The 19,460-nt window shown below is 60.1% G+C and carries 15 protein-coding genes and 1 tRNA gene; 10 read left to right on the forward strand and 6 right to left on the reverse strand.

The annotated features are described in order from the left end of the window. The first annotated feature begins 156 nt into the window (after positions 1–156). Both CRI93_RS00275 and CRI93_RS00280 read left to right on the forward strand, forming a co-directional pair. Entirely contained in the window at positions 157–840 is a 684-nt protein-coding gene (locus tag CRI93_RS00275) for a metal-dependent hydrolase (RefSeq protein WP_098060603.1), read from the forward strand. Between the two features lie 112 nt (positions 841–952). Next, a complete protein-coding gene (locus CRI93_RS00280) occupies positions 953–1,483 on the forward strand; it encodes a metallophosphoesterase family protein (protein ID WP_098060604.1) in 531 nt (176 codons plus the stop codon). Here the strand turns inward: CRI93_RS00280 and CRI93_RS00285 are convergent. Then, the gene (locus CRI93_RS00285; protein ID WP_098060605.1) at positions 1,425–2,690 is read right to left on the reverse strand and encodes a putative sugar nucleotidyl transferase; all 1,266 of its coding nucleotides are present in this window, start codon (positions 2,688–2,690) and stop codon (positions 1,425–1,427) included. The genes CRI93_RS00280 and CRI93_RS00285 overlap by 59 nt on opposite strands. Before the next feature lie 204 nt (positions 2,691–2,894). Between CRI93_RS00285 and CRI93_RS00290 the strand changes: the two genes are divergently transcribed. Beyond that, the gene (locus tag CRI93_RS00290) at positions 2,895–4,238 is read left to right on the forward strand and encodes a T9SS type A sorting domain-containing protein (protein ID WP_176521580.1); all 1,344 of its coding nucleotides are present in this window, start codon (positions 2,895–2,897) and stop codon (positions 4,236–4,238) included. Positions 4,239–4,363: 125 nt separating this feature from the next. Further along, the gene (locus tag CRI93_RS00295; RefSeq protein ID WP_098060607.1) at positions 4,364–4,867 is read left to right on the forward strand and encodes a dihydrofolate reductase; all 504 of its coding nucleotides are present in this window, start codon (positions 4,364–4,366) and stop codon (positions 4,865–4,867) included. Here the strand turns inward: CRI93_RS00295 and CRI93_RS00300 are convergent. From CRI93_RS00300 to CRI93_RS00315, 4 genes are all read right to left on the reverse strand, one after another. After that, on the reverse strand, positions 4,864–5,526 hold the full coding sequence (locus CRI93_RS00300; protein WP_176521581.1) for a class I SAM-dependent methyltransferase: 663 nt from the start codon (positions 5,524–5,526) through the stop codon (positions 4,864–4,866). The two genes, CRI93_RS00295 and CRI93_RS00300, sit on opposite strands and share 4 nt — an antisense overlap. 470 nt (positions 5,527–5,996) lie before the next feature. Beyond that, positions 5,997–6,070, reverse strand: a tRNA-Pro gene (locus tag CRI93_RS00305). Between the two features lie 164 nt (positions 6,071–6,234). After that, complete coding sequence (locus CRI93_RS00310; RefSeq protein ID WP_098060609.1) at positions 6,235–8,130, reverse strand: AMP-dependent synthetase/ligase; 1,896 nt, start codon at positions 8,128–8,130, stop codon at positions 6,235–6,237. 172 nt (positions 8,131–8,302) lie between these two features. After that, positions 8,303–9,451, reverse strand: coding sequence for a quinone-dependent dihydroorotate dehydrogenase (locus CRI93_RS00315; protein WP_098060610.1), 1,149 nt, complete (start codon positions 9,449–9,451; stop codon positions 8,303–8,305). Between the two features lie 74 nt (positions 9,452–9,525). Between CRI93_RS00315 and CRI93_RS00320 the strand changes: the two genes are divergently transcribed. Beyond that, positions 9,526–10,404 (forward strand): PhzF family phenazine biosynthesis protein, encoded by an 879-nt coding sequence (locus CRI93_RS00320; protein ID WP_098060611.1) that lies wholly within the window; start codon positions 9,526–9,528, stop codon positions 10,402–10,404. Here the strand turns inward: CRI93_RS00320 and CRI93_RS15470 are convergent. Continuing rightward, positions 10,361–13,735: a basic secretory protein-like protein gene (locus CRI93_RS15470; RefSeq protein ID WP_245850222.1), complete on the reverse strand. Its 3,375-nt coding sequence runs from the start codon at positions 13,733–13,735 to the stop codon at positions 10,361–10,363. The two genes, CRI93_RS00320 and CRI93_RS15470, sit on opposite strands and share 44 nt — an antisense overlap. A 416-nt stretch (positions 13,736–14,151) precedes the next feature. Between CRI93_RS15470 and mrdA the strand changes: the two genes are divergently transcribed. The 5 genes from mrdA to CRI93_RS00350 all read left to right on the forward strand — a co-directional run bounded on the left by mrdA (position 14,152) and on the right by CRI93_RS00350 (position 19,229). Further along, on the forward strand, positions 14,152–16,059 hold the full coding sequence (gene mrdA / locus CRI93_RS00330; RefSeq protein ID WP_098060612.1) for a penicillin-binding protein 2: 1,908 nt from the start codon (positions 14,152–14,154) through the stop codon (positions 16,057–16,059). 54 nt (positions 16,060–16,113) lie between these two features. Further along, the gene (gene rodA, locus CRI93_RS00335) at positions 16,114–17,376 is read left to right on the forward strand and encodes a rod shape-determining protein RodA (RefSeq protein WP_098060613.1); all 1,263 of its coding nucleotides are present in this window, start codon (positions 16,114–16,116) and stop codon (positions 17,374–17,376) included. 88 nt (positions 17,377–17,464) lie between these two features. After that, entirely contained in the window at positions 17,465–17,764 is a 300-nt protein-coding gene (locus tag CRI93_RS00340) for a hypothetical protein (RefSeq protein WP_098060614.1), read from the forward strand. A 47-nt stretch (positions 17,765–17,811) separates the two neighbouring features. After that, positions 17,812–18,375 carry a tRNA 5-(aminomethyl)-2-thiouridylate-methyltransferase MnmM gene (gene mnmM, locus CRI93_RS00345; protein WP_098060615.1) on the forward strand — a complete coding sequence of 188 codons (564 nt, stop codon included), beginning with the start codon at positions 17,812–17,814 and terminating at the stop codon, positions 18,373–18,375. Positions 18,376–18,416: 41 nt separating this feature from the next. Further along, on the forward strand, positions 18,417–19,229 hold the full coding sequence (locus CRI93_RS00350; protein WP_098060616.1) for an NRDE family protein: 813 nt from the start codon (positions 18,417–18,419) through the stop codon (positions 19,227–19,229). Positions 19,230–19,460: the final 231 nt, after the last annotated feature.

Raw genomic sequence — 19,460 nt, forward strand, 5'->3', positions numbered from 1 at the left:
GCCCCCAGCGGACCTGTTGCGCAATCACCACAGCACATCTTCATCCCCTGCCCGTTACATTATTGTGGCATAATAAGAGCCGGTACGGTCGAACCGCATTCCCTCGTTGTGCCGTTGCACCGATGCATTCTTCCTTTTACCAAGGCCGACCGTGTTATGGATCTTACCTATTTTGGGCACGCCACCTTTCAGCTGGAGACGGACACCCACACGTTGCTCTTCGATCCGTTTCTGGCAGGCAACAATCCGCACACCAAAACCGGGCCTTCCGACCTTGACCCGGACGTGATCTTTGTGTCGCATCCGCATGCCGATCACTTTCTGGACACGGAGGCGCTCACACAGCAGGGCGATCCGCTCGTCATCGGCACGTTCGAGGTCATTACGCACGTACAAGAGGAGTTTGGGCACGAAACTGTGCATCCGCTTAACGAAGGCGGCTCGCTCGACATGCCGTGGGGGCACATTGAAGCCGTGCATGCACGCCACACCGCCTCCTTCCCCGACGGCAGCTACGGCGGCGTGCCCATCGGATTTGTGCTCGACTTTGGCGACCTCACCGTCTACTACACCGGCGATACCGCGCCCTTCATGGAGATGGAGTGGATCGGCGAGAACTACGACATCGACGTGCTGCTCGCACCTATTGGCGACGTGGTAACGATGGGCATTCCCGGCACCATCCACACCGCCACCATGGTTGATGCCGACACCATCGTGCCGCTGCACTACGACACCTTCCCATTTATTGAGGTGGACCTGGATGACTTCGAAGAGGCCGCCGACAACGCAGGCTTTGAGCCCCTCGTGGTCGACTTCGATGAAACGGTAGAACTGTAAGCGCGAACGCACACACCACATCCCCATGCAATAGGGACGGCTCTGCCGCTGTACGGGTCGTCCCTATTGCCATGCATACGCACCATTATCCACGCAACGCACCTCACCGTATATGCAACTTGGTATTTTAGCGGATACGCATGGCTACTTCCACCCCGACCTGGTTGACGTGCTTGACGGCGTTGATGCCATTGTGCATGCAGGCGATGTCGGCGATCTGGCCATTCTTGACGGACTGGAAGCCGTAGCACCCGTGCATGCCGTCTACGGCAACATTGACGATGCCGACACGCGCCGCCGTCTGCCTGAACAGGAGCGCTTCTCATTTGGCGGGCTGTCGGTGTGGGTGGAGCACATTGCCGGGCGCCCCGGACGCTGGCAGGCCAACATGGGCGAGCGCCTGGCTGCGGATCCCCCCGACGTGTTCATCTGTGGACACAGCCACATTCTGCGCATCGAGCGCGTAGCGGAGTTGGACAACATGCTGTTTGTGAATCCGGGGGCGGCGGGACGACAAGGGTTTCACCAGAAGAAGACGTGCCTGCGCCTCACCGTAACTGACGGCAAGGCCACCAATGTCGATGTCATCCATCTGGATGCATCGCCGCGCGCTGCGACGCCGTCGCCTGAAACCGGTGTGTAAGTAGGGCCCGCTGGCCATCGGTGAGGGGCTGGTTGCGTCGCGCCATCACGCGCTCGGCCACCTCCAGCGCTTTGTCGAGCCGATAGTCGGTGAATCCCTGCTCAGGGCTGCCCCACGAAAAGGCAGGCAGCCAGCGCGGGGGAAAGCCGCCTCCGTATACGTTGCAACTCGTGCCGACCACCGTGCCCGTGTTAAACATCGTGTTGATGCCGCACTTCGAATGGTCGCCCATCACCAGGCCCATGAACTGGCGCTCTGTATCCACAAACGCCTCCTCGACCGGGTCGCGTAGCGATACCGTACCGTAATTGTTTTTGAGATTCGACGTGTTCGTGTCGGCTCCCAGATTGCACCACTGCCCCAGAATACTGTGGCCCAGAAACCCCATGTGACCCTTGTTCGAGTAGCTCTGGATGATGCAATCGTGCACCTCGCCGCCCACCTTGCTGTAGGTGCCAAAGGCCGATGTGGCAATGTTCGCCGCCGTCTTGACCTGGCTCTTCGGCCCGATGTACACCGGTCCGCGCACCACCGCCTGTTCGTAGATTGTCGCCTCCGCATCCACATAAATCGGACCGTCTTCAGCGTTGAGGATCGCCCCAGCGCGCACCTCGGCACGCGGCGCAACGTGCACACGCTCCGCCCCCTGTATGATAGCCGACGGATTCACAGAGCCTGTATCCTTCGGTGATGCCTCGGGCAGTTGCCGCGCAAGCGCATCGTGCAGATGATCCATGAGGTGCCACAGCCGGGTGATGCGTGGCACCGTACCCAGATCGGTGGTAGGAGCGTCGCCGAACGGCGCTACGGGCAGGGCGTCAGACGTCAGCAGATCTGCAGGCAGCGCTGCAGGATCGGGGCACCACGCTGCAATCAGGGCATCGCCATCGGTGAAGGTGCGTGCTTTTGCATCGCCGACCGCGCCCGCCACCTCGCTGACCCACGACGGATGCGGCAGGGCGTGGGCCGAGACGAACAGCACCCCGGCATCACGCGGTAAGGCATTGACCGTAGCCTGCGGATGGCGCTCAGCCACTACCGGAGCCACAGCATCACGTGTGTGCAGCACCAGCGCGTCGTGCGCAAACGCCACCGACAGCGCTTCGCCCAGCGTGTATCGTGCACTGCGCACCTCAGCTACCCCGCGTAGATCAGTAAGTGGAGCCAGATGGGCAGCGTCGGAAGATTCGAACAGGCAAAGGTACATAGCGCACAGTGGCGATCATGAGTAGAAGCGAGGTGATGCAAACAACGCAATGGCGCACGCGAAGTCAACTGATTCGCAGATCCCTCTTCACGTCAATTCATGCTTCTTGCATTTATCACTAACATTTTGTAGCGTACGAATGTAAGCGCTTACATAAAAAGTAACCGCATTCTTTAAATCAATAACATCAGTGTTATGAAGCACATGAGACGTATTCAGGCTGTCTTTTTCGCATTCTTGCTATGTGCGGCTGTACCGTACATGGTGCATGGGCAGCCTACGATTGATGGGACCATCAACACCAGCAACTATCAACAACTGGCCGAGTGGACCCAGAGCGATACCGGGTTTGGTGATCATGGCATACTGGAGCTATGGGCCGAACGAGACGGAGATAATCTGTACGTCTTTGTTCTCGGGGAAGCGGAGAGTAATGGTAACGAATTCTATCTATTTATTGATGTAGATAGTCAGAGCGGAGTAGCTTCCGGCACACAGTTGCCCAGTGGCAATGATGGGCTCTCACCCTTTGCTTCATTCCAACCCACCAATGACTTTGAGACGGACTATGGGCTTCGGCTTCAATCAGGTGTTAACAATGATCCTAACGATGATGCCTTTGTGAGCATCGTTGATTACGTAGCATGGGAGAGTGGAGACGCAGAGGACACATTTTTGGGCACGCTTCCCAATGACGGGACCACGGTTTCGGTTGACGGCGGAACGTATGACGGCACAACACTCGCTTACAACGATACGGGCGACTTGAGTAGTCATACCGGCGTTGAGGGATGGGAGCTTTCTATTCCGCTGAGTGCCATTGGAGCGAGTCCAGGCGATGAGTTTCAGTTCCTGGCTATGTACGGAGCTGATTCCTTCATCTCGGCCAATACCTTGCCTGAGATTTCAGGCCAGTCGGGGACCAATCTGGGAGACAATCCCGACTTTACGGGAATCACAGGAGATCAGCACACGACACCCGATCCCCTCCCCGTCGAACTCGCCTCGTTCACAGCTGCGCTCGATGGCACCACGGCCCAGCTCCAGTGGGAAACGCTTTCGGAGACCAACAACGCCGGATTTGAGGTGCAGCACGCCGCCCCCGAAGGCGATTTTGAAGCGCACGGCTTTGTGGAAGGCTACGGCACCACCGATACGCCGCAGCAGTACACGTTCCGCGTGGACGATCTGGCTCCCGGCACGCACCGCTTCCGCCTGAAGCAGACCGACTTCGACGGCACGTCGACGCTCACCGAAGCGCAGACGATCGAAGTGGCGTTGAGCCAGCTGGCGATGCTTGAAACGACGCCGAACCCCATGCGCGGCGCGGGCACCATCCAGTTTGCCGTGCAAGAGGCCGAGCCGGTGACGGTGTCGGTCTACAACGTGCTCGGGCAGCGCGTCGAGACGCTCTACGACGGCACGCCCACGCCCGACCAGGTGCACACTGTATCGCTCGACACCAGCACTCTCTCCAGCGGCACGTACTTCGTGCGCATTGAAGGCGCTACCATGCAGAAAACGCGCCGTGTGGCTGTTGTGCGGTAAGCCGCCGCACCTTGCACACATGTAGCACGCATAGGTCTTGCGCCCTCGTTCTTCACGGAGCGAGGGCGCTGCGCGTTACGTACGACGCACCCACGCTGCCTGTGCTCACCGACTTATGTTGACTCGTGACGATTATCCTTATTGCTGCCGTCGCTAAAGAGAACCGCGTTATCGGAGCCGAGGGCGACATGCCCTGGCATCTGCCCGACGACCTGAAGCGCTTCAAACGCCTCACCACCGGCCACCCATTGCTGATGGGACGACGCACCTTCGAATCCATTACGAACACGTTCGGCAGCCCACTGCCCGACCGCCGACAGCTTATTCTGACGACAACGCGCACGTACGACTACCCCGGCGTGGAGACGTACGCCTCGATTCCTGAAGCGCTTGATGCTGTACCCAGCGACGCCACGCTCTACGTGGGGGGCGGACAGCAGATCTATGAGCAGTTCCTCCCGCGGGCCGACCGGTTGGAGCTCACCGAAGTGAACGGCCACTACGAGGGCGACACGTTCTTTCCATCGTATGAGCACCTGATCGGCGACACGTTCGTCGAAACCCAGCGCGAAGAGCACGACGCGTTCGACTTCGTGACCTACGACCGCGTAGATGCACGTTCGCGTTAGCGCGTGCACAGCAGGTACTGCCGATAGCTGCGTTTGCGAAATCCCGCGTATCGATAAAAGAAGTCGTCGAGTGCCTTAAACGGAGCCTCAAAACGTCCCCTCAGAAAGTACGTCGAGCACATTCGAAAGTAGAGAAGCTCGGGGTACTCAACCTCCACGTCAAGGTGGGCATCCAGCGCGCGGACTTCGCGCGGCGTAAGCGGGTGCTCCTTGGCATCGCCGTGTTTGGGGATGCCGAACCGTCCGGTTAGGTGCTTGCGGCACCACATCATAAATGAGCTGCTGGCGTTGTTCTCCCAGAAAAACGCTTTGCCTCTGGGCACGAGCGTCTGGCGGAGCGTTGCAGCGAATTCCTCAAACGGCTCAATGTGATGCAGAATCATAGCGCCAAACACGAAGTCGACCGGGCCAACCTCGCGAATGTCTTGAGCAGGCATCTGAATCGGGGTGATGTTTGAGATGCTGTGCCGATCGCAATACTGCTTCAGGTTGTCAATGGCTACCGCACTGATGTCGATGCTAATTACCTGGGCGCCATGCTGAGCGAAAAAGAGCGAGGTAGCGCCGCTTCCGCACCCAATATCCAGTACGGTTTTCCCCGCCAGGTTGCCGAAATGTTCGTGGGCGCGCTGTAGCTTTGCATCGTCGGGGTCCGGCATTGCAACGCGGGTGTACGGGCACGACTGACCCTTCGAAAAAACCGTATCCCAAAAAGCGGCAGTGTTCGTGTCAACAGATGCTGGTGCTGTAGAAGACATGGTAGTTGCGCGGTAGCATGATAAGGAGCAGAAGGGCGCGAGGGGGACGCAGCCAATAGGTACTGCATGCAAGGCTCCACAAACTCCCGAAGGGCAACAGAAAAAACCAAGGAGTTGCAAGCACTGAAGTTACATACACGAAGTGCATAAGCACAGGTCGCGCACCAACAATATGCGCAAACGGGTTGCCAGCCTCTATGCGTTTATGGAGACAGACCGGTGCGCCTGACACGCACGAATTGAGGAAAGAGGGCTATGAGCGTATACGCTCGGGCGTTCTGGGCTGGTATCAGCCGCAGTGTAGAGATGAACTTACGTATCCAACAAAAAACCCGACCCATCAAATGGGTCGGGCAAGCTGGACATGTGTGTCGGGGCGCCCGGATTTGAACCGGGGACCTCTTCGTCCCGAACGAAGCGCGCTACCTGGCTGCGCCACGCCCCGATATGTTACAAGACGCTATACTGAACGCCGCGCACGAAGGATCCGCACCGCCGTCCTCAAAATGTGGAGAGCCCACAGAGTTCAATACGAATCCACATGCTCCGGATCGTACAGTTTTCGGGTTTGGACGGATACGCAGGTTCATCGCTGGCAGCAGGCTCGCCTCATCCTCGTTTGGTAAAGCGCTCGTACATCGTTTCGATCTCATCGGCATAGGTCGATTCGATGATGCGACGTTTCGTCTTAAGCGTGGGAGTAAGCATCCCATTCTCAACGGTGAAGGGCTCGGCCACAAGCTGAAACGCCCGGATTTTCTCGTAGGCCGACGCCTGCCGGTTGTACGCGTTGATCGACTTGCTAAAGAGCCGATCGACCCAGCGCTCCTCAATGAGCGCCTCGTTATCGCCCGGATGGTCGCGCTCGTCTATGTCGCGCCCATGCATGCGCACTGCCTCGAAGTCGGGTACAATGAGCGCCGTAAGAAACGGACGGTCGTCGCCCAGCACCACCATCTGATCGAAGGGAGCCTGCGTCTTAAAGTGCTCCTCGATCGGACCCGGATAGATGTTCTTGCCACCCTGCGACACAATCATGTGCTTAATGCGATCAGTCACTTGCAGGTAGCCATCCACAAAGCGGCCCACATCGCCGGTGTGGTACCAGCCGTCCGCATCGAACGCGCCGCGCGTCTCTTCAGGGCGTTGCCAGTAGCGCTGCATTACGTTAGGCCCTTTCACCACGATCTCTCCCTCGTCGGTGGTAAGCGCCGAGGGGTAGTCGGTGCCGCGTAGCGTGCCGATCGGCTCGTCGGTTTGCAAGTCTTTGATGGCTACGGTCACGCTGCGTAGCAGATGGCCGACTGTGCCATAGGGCGGAGCCTCCAGCGGATTGGCAGAAATGACGGGGGCGGTTTCGGTGAGGCCATAGCCCTCAACAATTACAATGCCTGCCGCCTGAAAGAACGTACCAATCTCCTTCGGGAGTGCGGCCCCACCCGACACGGCAAAGCGCAGGTTGCCGCCCATCTTCTCGTGCAGCGCCGAAAAGACCAGCTTATGGGCCAGCTTCTGCTGGGCCTGCAAAAGCAGCCCCGCGCCTCCGTTCTGCTCGGCCTCGGCATAGCGCTGCCCCGTGCGTACGGCCCAGTCAAACACGCGCTGCTGAATGGCCGAGCCGTCTTCTGCCTTTTCACGGACGCGGCTGTACACCTTTTCAAAGACGCGCGGCACCGAAATAAGGACCGTCGGCTGCACCTCCAGCAGATTTTGTGTAAGCGCTTCGATGCTTTCCGCATAGCTAATGGTTGCCCCTGCCGCCATCACCGCAATGTAGCCTGCGGTGCGCTCAAACGCATGGCAGAGCGGGAGAAACGACAGGTGGTGGTCTGTTTCGTAAAAAGGAATGTGCTGCAGCGCATCTTTGACATTGGCGCAGAAGTTGTCATGGCTCAGCACTACACCCTTCGGGTCGCCGGTGGTGCCGCTGGTGTAGATCAGTGCGCTGGTGTCGCTGGGGGATACGTTGGTGCCCAGCGTGCGTAACGCATCAGCATGTTGCTGCCAGTAGGTTGCGCCCTGATCTGTAGCATCGTTCCACTGCACCATGCCTTCAGGCGGATCGGCAGGCAGTTCGCTCATCACCAGGATGCCCTCAAGGTCGGGGCACGCATCGGTCACAGCCTCTACCTTCTTGCGCTGCACCGGAACGGACGCTACGACCCACTTCGCCCCTGAATCCCGCAGAATGTAGCCGACTTTGGACTCGGGCAGGGTGTTGTAGATGGAGACGTTCACCGCGCCTAAGATCTGGGTGGCCAGGTCGGTGATGGCCCACTCGGGGCGGTTCTCGGACAGAATGGCCACGCGGTCGCCGGGGCGCACGCCCTGCTTGTGCAGAAACCCTGCCAGGGCATGTACGCGCATCTCCAGGTCCTCCCACGAAATGTCGAGCCACGTGTCGTTGGGCTTGTGGCGCAACACGGTGCGGTCGGTGCCACGATACCGGTTAACGAGCCGGGTGAACAGTTCGGGAATGGTAGAGAAGTCAACCTGCGCAGACATACGACGGGTGTGTGAGGAATAAAACGCGATCCTGCACGTCCGAGCGTACAGAGGGTCACGACGCTGCGTGTGGTCTATTGAGGTAGGCACACCGCGAAACGGCGTGGCAAAACAGCGGTTTCCCTCAACTTTACGCCGGGTGGCACTGTTTCGTAGCGTGGGGGCTGGGCGGCTATAAGACGAAGCGTTCCAGCACCGGATCGGTGCCTACGGCTTCCTGAATGGTATCGAACCCATGCGTATCCAGCAGGCCTACCAGGCCCTGCTTAATCGATTTGATAAGCCCTGGGCCGTGGTACACAAGCGCCGTGTAAAGCTGCACGAGCGAGGCTCCGGCCTGGATCTTGGCGAAGGCGGTTTCTGCAGAATCGACGCCGCCTACGCCAATAATAGGCACCTGGCCCTCGGTAGCCCGGTGCAGGTAGCGGATGAGCCGGATGCTGCGTGCATGCAGGGGCGGACCGCTTAGGCCGCCCCGCCCGATGGCTTGCAACCGACTCGTATCGGTCGTTAGCCCGTGCCGATCGGGAGCTGTGTTTGCTGCGATATACCCGTGTACGCCATGCGACTCGGCGACCTCAATGCGGGCCTCCAGCGCAGAGTCAAAAATAACGCGCTCTGTTAAAATGGGACTCAGTTTCACCAGGATGGGCACATCGAGCGCCATCTCGCGCCGCAGCGCAAAAATGTCGGTGAGCAATGCGTCGAGCGTCTCAGGGGATTCGAAGGTTTTGCCCGACCGGGTGTTTGGACACGACACGTTCAGGGCAACGTATGTAGCGTGAGGGGCTAACTCACGAAAGCTTGCGCAGAAATCGGCACGCCCCTCAGCCCCCATAATCGACGGGTCGTGCGTCTTGGCCAGGTTCACCCCCACGGGGCGCGGCGGCGTGCCTGAGTCGCCTTCGTACGTGTCGCCCGCATACTTGCGGAGCCGCTGTGCCACGACTTTGGCGCCTTCGTTGTTCAGCCCCATCCGGTTGATAAGTGCCTCGTCGTCGGGCAGACGAAATGCGCGCGGACGTTCATTTCCGCTGCAGGGCTGTGCGCTTACCGAGCCCACCTCCACATGGCCAAGCCCAATGCCATGCCAGTAGCGCAGCGCCACGCCGTTCTTGTCGGCCCCGGCGGCCAGCCCCAGCGGATTGGGCCACGTGTGCCCCCAGAGGGTCTGCTCCAGGCGCGCGTTGTGATAGCCGTACAGCCTGTTGAGCACCGAACTGTCTGTATACTGTAGCAGGCGCGCCGCGCGTAGGCTCCAGGTGTGGGCACGCTCGGCATCAAACCGAAAGAGCAGCGGGCGAAGGAAGCGGCGATACATGGCAGTCGGGACAACTGAGTAGAACAGGCCGTATGCAACCTAATACATGTTCTTCTCGGTTCCCAATGTAGAATATGACGATTTCTTTTTTCCTGGTAGATGCGTTTACGAATCGCCCTTTTGAGGGCAACCCAGCAGGCGTGTGCATCCTGCCCGAGGCCGCGCCCGCCCGTTGGATGCAGTCCGTGGCGCGCGAAGTGGGAGCTTCCGAAACTGCATTTGTCGTTGCTCCACAAGGCAAGCAAGCACGGCTGCGCTGGTTTACGCCCACCGATGAGGTCGACCTGTGCGGGCATGCCACGCTGGCAGCGGCGCACGCGCTGCGGATGCACGAGGCCGACACAAATGCTCCTGAACGCGTATCAGTCATTTTCGAGACGGCAAGCGGCCTGCTCACAGCGCAATACACCGATGCGGGTATCCGGCTCGACTTCCCCGCAGATGCACCGAGCCCAGCCGATCCCCCTGCAGGTTTGATAGACGCGTGCACCATTCCCGTACCGGTGTGGAGTGGGCGTTCGGCCCGCGACTGGCTGTTGCATGTGCCTACTCCTCAGGATGTGGAGGCCGCCGCCCCCGATATGGACGCGCTATCCCAGTTTGATACTCGTGGTGTCATCCTCACCGCTGAAAGTCCGTCGGAGTCCGATCACGATTTCGTGTCACGGTTCTTTGCGCCTCAGGTGGGTGTGCCCGAAGACCCTGTAACGGGGTCAGCCCACTGTGCGCTTGGGCCGTACTGGCGCGACCGGCTGGGCCGTTCGGATCTCACGGGCTACCAGGCCTCAAGCCGAGGCGGAACCGTGCGCATCCACCTGCCTGAGCCACCTGCGTCTTCGGAGGCCCGCGTGCACCTGTTTGGGGCGTGTTGTACCATGGTGCAGGGCACGTGGCAGGCGCCTCCGAATGCTACCAGCCCGGACGCAGAAGCACGCCAAAGTCCCAGTCTTTAGCGCGTTGGAATGTGCGTGCGTAGAACATTTCGAAGACCAATGCGCCCAGCAAGTTAACGCGTGCTGAGACGCCCGCGCTGAACACCGGTCGGGCCGCGCTGACTCCGCCAACTCCGCTGGACGGAATGCTTGCGTTCTTGAATGTAAAGTTGCTTAGGTCTTCGCTTGTCCAGGCCACACCCGCGTCGCCAAAGGCTACGAGTTCGGTTGGCAGATACGGGAAGTTGAACAGCCCAAGCTGGTCGGTGCCTAAGAAAGGCAGGCGCACCTCGGCGCTGGCTATACCCATACGCGTACCCAAGAGCTGGCCCAGCACATCGCAACTGCCCGGACGCAGGCCGGCGCGGCAGTTCGGTTCGTCGAAGATGGAGCTAAAGGCATAGCCGCGCACAAATCCCAGCTGGTACGGATCTCCCAGCGTCTCGCGAATGAAATCCGAATCGACCTGTCCGCTCAAGACATTCTGCGATTCGGCCCCGTAGTTGCCCTGGTGGAGCACACGCATCGCCATTGTAACCGGCTCGATGAAGAAGTAGCGCCGGTAGTCGGCCAGGAGGGATACGAAGTTGCGAGACCCAACCTGCGGAGTGACCTCGAAGCGGTAGCGTCCGCCGTCGAGCGGCGAGGTGAAACCGAAGTTCGAGAAGTCGCCCACGTAGGCCAGGCCCAGTTGGCCCAGGTAGATGGTATCGGGGCTGAACTCGCTGAAGTCGCGCTCGCGTACACGCCCGAACTGATCAATTGCAATGGCTTCGGTGTCAAATCCGTAGCGCGTGCCACCAGCAGTCAGTTCAAAGCGGCGCGTCTGCGAGAGGGGATAGGTGGCTTGCCCGAATGCCTGTGTCTGAAAGCGGCGCTGAATAAGCTGGACGATTTCCTGGTTTTCTTGGTCAAAGAGCACGTTTCCAAATACCGATGGAATGTGGGCCACACCGCCGCCGTAGTTCAGGCGCTGTCCGCGGTCCTGGTAAAACACGCCCCCTCCAATATCCTTGAATGTGCCGTTTGCCTGTACAAACGTGCTCAGGCTACGGTCGCCCAGCATATCGCTGAAGAAGAAACCTACGCCGCCCACAAACTGGGAGCCAAAGCGTCCGCCCACCTGGGCACCCACCTGCGGCGGGGCGATGCGGTCGAGCTGTAGCTTGCTGCTATAATTTTCCTCATCAATGGGACCCGAACTGGGAAGCCCGGTGAGCGGATCCTCAAGGTATGACGCCACCAGTCCGTCACTGAGGGCTGATGACGGAGGCAGAATACGCCCCGGTGCAGGAACGGACGAGGACGAAGGTAGCGTTGTGGCGACCACGGTGGGGTCGCGCACCGCATCGGGAAGCTGTGTCGTGTCGGCAGGAGCGGTGGTGTCAGCTTCGGTGGTATCGGCTGCCGTATCAGTTTGGGGGATGTCGGATTCGGTAGTGTCGGCTGATGTTGAGGGTGAGGCCAACGGGTCAACCAGAGCAGCGAACCCTGCGTCAGACGCATCGGCAGCGGTCGTGTCTGGAGCTGGGGTAGGCATTGCTGACGAAGATGACTCGGAGGCCGCATCGGTTATTGTTGTGAATCCCATCTCTGCTCCTGTCAGCGCCTCATCGTCAAGCGCAACAATGGAGTACCCACTATTTGAGAAGAGAGAGAAGACCATCCGCCCGCTCTGCTGGGCGACCGACATGGCAGGCGAGAGGGCAGTGATGCCGCTCACCCCGGTCTTGAGGTTCGTGAGCCGGTACACGGCCTCCTCGTCAAAGGCATAGCGATACACATCTTTGAAGCCGTCTTGGTCGGAGACGAAGTAGAGGCTGCGCCCGTCGGGAGCGTACTGCGGGTTATGGTGCATACCGCGTTCGAAGGGACGCAAGGTCCGAATCTCGCGCGAGTCAATATCAATGAAACCGATGCGATAGTCGCCGTACTGCAGCGTTTCAAAGTTGGTACCGTCGGCGCCACGGTCAGTCGTGAAGGCAAGAGTTTCGCCATCGGGCGACCAGGTCGGTTGCAGATACGCAAACCGGTCGTTCGTGAGCTGGCGGGCCTCGTCGGTATTGAGGTCGATCAGATACAGGTCGCTGAGGCCGCCGTCAAGCCCAGTAAAGGCAATGGTATTGCCCTGCGGCGACCACGCCAGGGTTTGGATGGCGCCCACATCGCCCACTGCAAAGCGGCGCTGGATGCGGCCCGACTCCACATCCAAAATGTTGATCTCGTTGCGGCCTTGCGTAAAGGTGACAAAGGCAAACCGGCGCCCGTCGGGCGACCATGCACCGGCTGCATCGATAAAGCGGAGCGCGTCAAAGTGCGGGTTCGAGCGTGTGCTGCGCAGCTCCTGCACAATCTCGCCGGTCTGCGCATCCGCTACAAACAGGTTCGTGGTAAAGAGATTCCGCCGCGATATGTAAGCGACATAGCGTCCGTCGGGGCTAATGGCGGGTGAGATATTGAACTGGTTCTCCTCGCCGGGCGTGCCCAGAAGCGGTTCGCCGACCTCGTCGGGGTTGGTGCGGCCTTCCATGAGCGGCAGGTAGGCATCGCGCACGGCCTGCTGCCACTCCGACGAGAGCGAGTCTGTCGTGGTGCCCAGCGCGTAGACGAACGACGAGTCGACCCCTACGCGTCCGCTCAGCTTGTACAGATTGGTGACGGCTGAATCCCCGTACTTTCCGCCGATATAGGCCATGTACGCTTGCCCAAAGCGGTACGGGAAGTATGAGAACATGTCAGAGGTCATCTGCGACACCGTGGGCAGGTCGTCGCGCAGCGCCGCGTCGCGTAGCCACATAGCAGTGTGCGGATCCTCGCGCCCCACCGACAGATACTCAGCCATGCCCTCAACCAGCCAGAGCGGCAGGCGGCGCAGGGAGAAGTTCTGCGTATCCCCCCGAAGGGCAATGTCGTACTGGAAGGAGTGCACAAGCTCGTGCCCCAGCACATGGTCGGTTTCGCGGTAGGAGCCGGTTAGTGGCATGACCACGCGCTCTTTTAGCGACTCGGTAACGCCGCCGGTGCCCTGCCCAATGTTGCCCTGAATGACGTTTGTCTGTTGAAAATCGGTGCTGTTGGCATAGAAGATGAGCGGCTTGCGGTCGTCAAACTCGCGGAGGAAGCTACGCGAATGGCGTCGGTACCACCGTTCGGCCATGCGGGAAGCATCGGTTACCGCATCGCGCTCCTCTGGATAGAAATAGATGTCGAAGTTATCGGTGCTGAACTGCCGAAAATCGAAGTTGTCGTACTGCACCTTGTTTCGGCCAAAGTACTGCGCAGCCACAGGCTCGATACCTATGAAGAGCACCAGGAGCGCAAAGATGCCAACGGTTCGGAGGGAACGCAACATAGGGAGGGTCAGGTTGCGAGGGCGAAATAGTGGATAAGTTCCAACGGCGCGTAGGCTGACTTGATTCTTCCTTCACGGCTTGTGAGGCGTAATTATCTTATGTATTACGCCCTGCTCTCCCCCTGTTGCATCACAAGCGTCTGTGTTACATGGTTACATGCCTTCTGCGACCGGTAGTGCCCCGATGCGGGGTGATGGTGGTCCGCGGTCTGGAGCTGAAAGTGAAGCTGCATGAAGAGAAATGACGGACGCAGTTCAATACAGGCATTGACTCGGTGAGGAGGGAAGTGTGCTTTCGGTGCATGTGCTGCCGTAGTACTCTGTTGGCGCTGACAGTGGAACTGTATACACGGCCTTCGTTGAATGGAATGCTTAGGTTCCTTACAGCAAATATGTTATCCAGGCTGCACATCCACATGGAATCATATCGCCTTCGCATCCGCCTGTTTGCGGCAGCTATTGTTATGGTGTTTATGGTGCTGGGCGGACGGTTGGTATACCTGCAAGTGTTCGATAACGAAGCGTACTGGGGCGCTTCGCAGAGCAATGCCGTGCGCGAACACGCGGTGATGCCTGCGCGTGGCGCGCTCTATGATCGCGATGGCACGCTGCTTGTAGACAACGCTCCCAGCTATACGCTTATGCTTACGCCGCGCTACGTGGACGAGCAGACGCTGCCCGACCTGGCGGGGCTGCTTGGTGTCCCCGACTCGGTGGTAACAGCCCGGCTTCGTGAGGCGCGCGAGTGGTCGGTGGTGCGCCCGAGCCGTGCTTTCGCTAACCTCAGCTTCGACACCTACAGCCGCATCCAAGAGCAGCTCTACCGGTTGCCCGGCGTGTCGTTTAAGGTGGATGCACAGCGGCGCTACCATACCGACATGAATGCAGCCCATGCGCTGGGCTACGTGCGCGAAATTGATGGCGCGCGCCTGACTGAGCTGCGCGACGACGGCTATCGCCCCGGCGATCGGGTGGGCGTAACGGGCATCGAGGCCGCGTTTGAGCCGGAGCTGCGCGGCACCTACGGCAGCGAGTTTGTCGTTGTTGATGTGCGCGGCATGGAAGTGCAATCATACCGCGACGGTGCCGAAGACCGTCCGCCACGAAGTGGATACGACCTGCACCTGACGCTCGACCACCAGGTGCAGGCGCTGGCCGAGTCGCTGTTCGTGAACAAGCGCGGCGCAGCGGTCGCCCTTGACCCTGACTCGGGGGAAATCATTTCGTTCGTGAGCCACCCTGATTACGACCCCGCGATATTCACAGATGCGGTTTCGCGAGCGGCATGGGACAGCCTACAGGCCGATGTCGACAAGCCGCTGTACAACCGCGCTACCATGAGCGGTTTTCCACCGGGATCGACGTGGAAGCCGTTCATGTCGCTTGTAGGGCTGGAGGAGGGCATCATTCCACCCAATGAAAACCAGCTCGTCGACTGTCCCGCAGGGTACCGCGTGGGCAACCGTGTCTTTCGGAATCATCAGAGCAAAGAACATGGCCGCATCTCGCTCGAAGAGGCCCTGGAGGTGTCGTGCAACACGCTCTACTACCATGTGATGATGAACCTGGACGTGAACACCTGGGCCGATTGGGCGCGCCGCTTCGGGTTTGGACAGGAGGTGCCGTTCGATGTAAACAACCAGCTTCCAGGGCTTATCCCCGACTCGTCGTACTTCAACCGGACGTATGGACGATGGACTGCCGGGTACACGGTGAACCTGGGCATTGGGCAGGGTGACATGAGCGTCACTCCGCTTCAGATGGCGCGTTACACGGCCGCGCTCGCCAACGGGGGCGATCTACCCGCCCCGCATTTTGTGCGCTACGCCGAGCATCCAGCTACGGGCGACCGCCAGATGGCCAACTCACCTCCTGCCGAGCCAACGGGTGTATCGCCGGCCTACCTCGACCGTGTGCGTGAGGGCATGCGCCGCGTTATGGAAAGCGGCACCGGGCAGTGGGTGAGCATCCCCGGAATTGAGAGCGCAGGCAAAACAGGCACTGCCGAAAATCCACACGGCGAGAACCACTCGCTCTTCATCATGTTTGCGCCGTTCGACGATCCCGAAATTGCGATTGCCGTAGCGGTGGAGAATGCAGGATACGGCGGCTCGGTTGCCGGGCCCATCGCCAGCTTTATGGCCGAAAAGTACCTTACGGGCACGATTGCTGACACCTGGGAGCGCCGCTACTGGATGGATCGTCTGCTCAACGAAGAGCGTAGCGAACCGATCGACACCACCTCGACCCCTACTCCCGACGAACTCGACCCCGACCAGATGCAGCCGGAAGGCACACCAGCGGTACCGGTTACAACTCCATAGGCTGGTCCTCGAATCGCTGGTCCTCGACTCGTTCTTCCTCCGTTTCCCAATCGTATGAACGCCTGGTATCGCAACCTCGACTGGCCTACGCTGATTGCCTGGCTCACGCTCATTGGCATGGGGCTGGTTGCTATCTACAGCAGCACCCATGGGCCCGGAGCTCAGCATCTATACGAAACGGTGCAGAACAACTTCTACCGGCAGGCCACCTGGCTGGTCATTGCTGGGGGCGTGTTGGCAGGAACGCTCCTGGTATCCCCCCGAATGATTATGCAGGCTGCGTACCCGCTGTATGGCAGCGTGCTCGTTTTGCTGGTAGCTACGCTCTTCCTGGGGCACGAGGCCGGAGGCGGGGCGCACTGGCTGGCCTTTGGGCCCATCCGCCTGCAGGCATCAGAGCTTGCGAAAGTAGGCACCGTGCTTGCCGTGGCGCGGCTGCTCTCGGATCGGCGGGCGGTGTCGGCGCAGCATATGGGCTATGCCCTGCGTGCTGCCGGACTCGTAGCCCTTCCGGCGCTGCTGGTAATGCTTCAAAATGACATGGGCACCGCGCTGGTGTTTGTTGGGCTCATCCCAATTGTGCTGTTCTGGGGCGGTCTTCCTATCTCGCTCATCCTGCTCATGATTGTACCCGGCCTGGCGCTCTATGCCGGGCTGCTTAGCGCCTGGGCCGCTGTCGCCGTCACGGTGCTCTTCACGCTCGGCATGTGGATTGGCACGCGCCAACGCATGCTCACGATAGCGGCTGGCGCGCTAAGCACGGCTGCCGGACTCGTTGCTTCGTTTGCGCTGGTGCACATTCTTCGCCCGCACCAGGTGGCGCGCATCATTTCGTTCACGAACCCTGAAGCTGAGGAATTTCGGCAGGGCGTGGGCTTTCACCTCGTGCAGTCGAAAGCGGCTATTGGGTCGGGCGGGCTGTGGGGCAAAGGCTTCATGGAGGGCACCCAAACGCAAGGCGCCTACATTCCCGAGCAGTCCACCGACTTCGTGTTCAGCGTAATTGCTGAGGAGTTTGGCCTCATGGGGGCCGGGTTTGTGCTGCTGGTGCTGGGCTTTCTACTGCTGCGGCTTATCAAGCTGGGAGCCGATTCCAAGCATCCCTTTGGTAGCCTGGTTGCTGCTGGAGCCGTAGGTGTGTATCTCATCCACACCATCATTAACCTGGGCATGGTGATGGGCATGCTCCCCGTCATTGGACTGCCGCTGCCGTTCCTCTCATACGGCGGCTCGGCCCTGGTCTCGTACACGCTGCTGCTGGCTATTGTCGTAAGCATTCACATGCGCCGCGATGCCCTTTCCATCTACGGCTACTGACGGCTTAGCACAGAAACGCTACCTCCCACCAGAGGTATCATACGTTGGTGATTTATTATCTCTATCGTGCCTTGCGTTAATTCTCCCCATGGCTACCTCGGCTTCGTCTCCCCCTTCCGAGTCCTCCGAAACCAGCACGTCGTGGTCAATGCGCCGCTGGGTGGTGCTTGGCATCGCAGCCGTATTTTTCGGGTTTGTGCTCTACGAAATGATCAACCCCTTTCCGGGGCAGCCCTACATGGAGGTGCCTCATGGCGATCATGTGCACTACGTGCCCAAAGACCGTAATCCCGACCAGCGCCTGAATGACTTTCCTACCGTACGTCCTGGCCCGAATGAGCGCATCCTGCCGAACGGACAAGTCGTTGAGGTTGACCCCAACGAGTAGCTCCGGCCAGGCACCTTGCTGCTTCCTTGCACTGGGCCTTCAGCTTCATGGGATTTCCGCCGCTCACAACGGTTGCGCATCAGTGGATGGCTACGCACCTATCGCCGGGCCAGCAGGTGGTGGATGCAACGGCAGGGAATGGGCACGACACGGTATTCTTAGCCCAGCAGGTCGGCACTTCGGGCCACGTTACGGCCTTTGATGTGCAAGCCCCCGCTTGTGCCGCCACCCGCCGGCGATTGGCAAGCGCCAATGTATCCGACCGCGTAACAGTGGTGCACGCCGGACACGAAACCATGCGCAACCATGTTGAGGCGCCCATCCATGCCGCCATGTTCAACCTGGGCTACCTGCCGCGCCACGACCACACGCGCATTACCCACCCCGATACGACGGTAGCCGCCCTCAACGCCGCCTGTGCACTCATGACCGAGGGCGGACTCATCACCGTGCTCGCCTACCGGGGCCATGATGGCGGGCCCGAAGAGGCCCAACGCGTCCATGACTGGATCGACGCTCGTGTCGACACGCTGCGCATCCTGCAAAGCCGTACGTATAGCGCGGGCCCCGATGCCCCGCTGCTCTGGGGGATCCAAGTGCCCGCAGCATAGCCCCCTTCTGACCGTTTCCGTTCACTGTTGAACTGTGCTCCATGTGCCTAATTATCATGGGGGTCGAAGTGCACCCCGACTACCCACTCATCATGGCCAGCAACCGCGACGAGTTCTACGCCCGGCCTACGCGTCCGGCCCAGTGGTGGCCCAGCGCGCCCCACATCTGCGCCGGGCGCGACCTGAAGGCCGGTGGCACATGGTGCGGACTCACCTGCGACGGACGCTGGGCGGCGCTCACCAACTATCGTGACTTCACGCGCCCCGTTCCCGACGGCCCCACGCGTGGCACCGTCGTGACCGACTACCTGCACGCCGACACCGCTCCCGAGCAGTACCTCGCAGCACTGCGCACCCTCACGCCGCGGGCCCCGTTTAACCTGCTGTTCGGACGCGGCAGTACGGCGTACTACATGGCCCATCCCGACCGTGCCCCCGAAGCCGTTGAACCGGGATGGCACGGCCTTAGCAACGCCTATCTGGATACACCGTGGCCCAAGGTGAACCGAGGCAAGCAGCGCATCATCGATGCGATAGGCGACAGGGTACATCCCGAAGCGCTGCTCGACGCGCTCCACGACACACAGCCTGCGCCCGACTCGCTGTTGCCGGATACCGGGCTGCCTCTCGATAGAGAGCGCCAGGTGTCGCCCATGTTCATTACAGGTGAGCAGTACGGTACGCGTGCTTCCACCGTGATGCTGCAGCACCGTAGCGGACGCTTCCTGTTTGCCGAGCGTCTCTACGTGTATGGCCGCGAAGCCACCACGCGCACCTTTACCTGCGACCCAACCAGCGCCACGCCTCCCGACACCGCCCGGCAGGCTTCGACCGATCTGCTTGTGTCGGTGTGATGCGGTGCAAGGTGAAACGGGCCGATCGTCAGCGTGCGGGGCGTTCTGGCACCGTGCTATCGAAAGCGCCTGCGTTGTTCTGGCCTGTAGGGACACAGCGCGCCGTGTCCTTACGTTCAACCGTTTCGCACCAAAGACAAATCCACAGGCTGTTCGTCGGCAGGGCGGCACATCGGCAAAACATCCTGCATCCGACAAGGTACGGCGTGGCGTACGCTGACTTTCATGCGG

Source organism: Longimonas halophila (assembly GCF_002554705.1).
GTDB classification, from domain to species: domain Bacteria; phylum Bacteroidota; class Rhodothermia; order Rhodothermales; family Salinibacteraceae; genus Longimonas; species Longimonas halophila.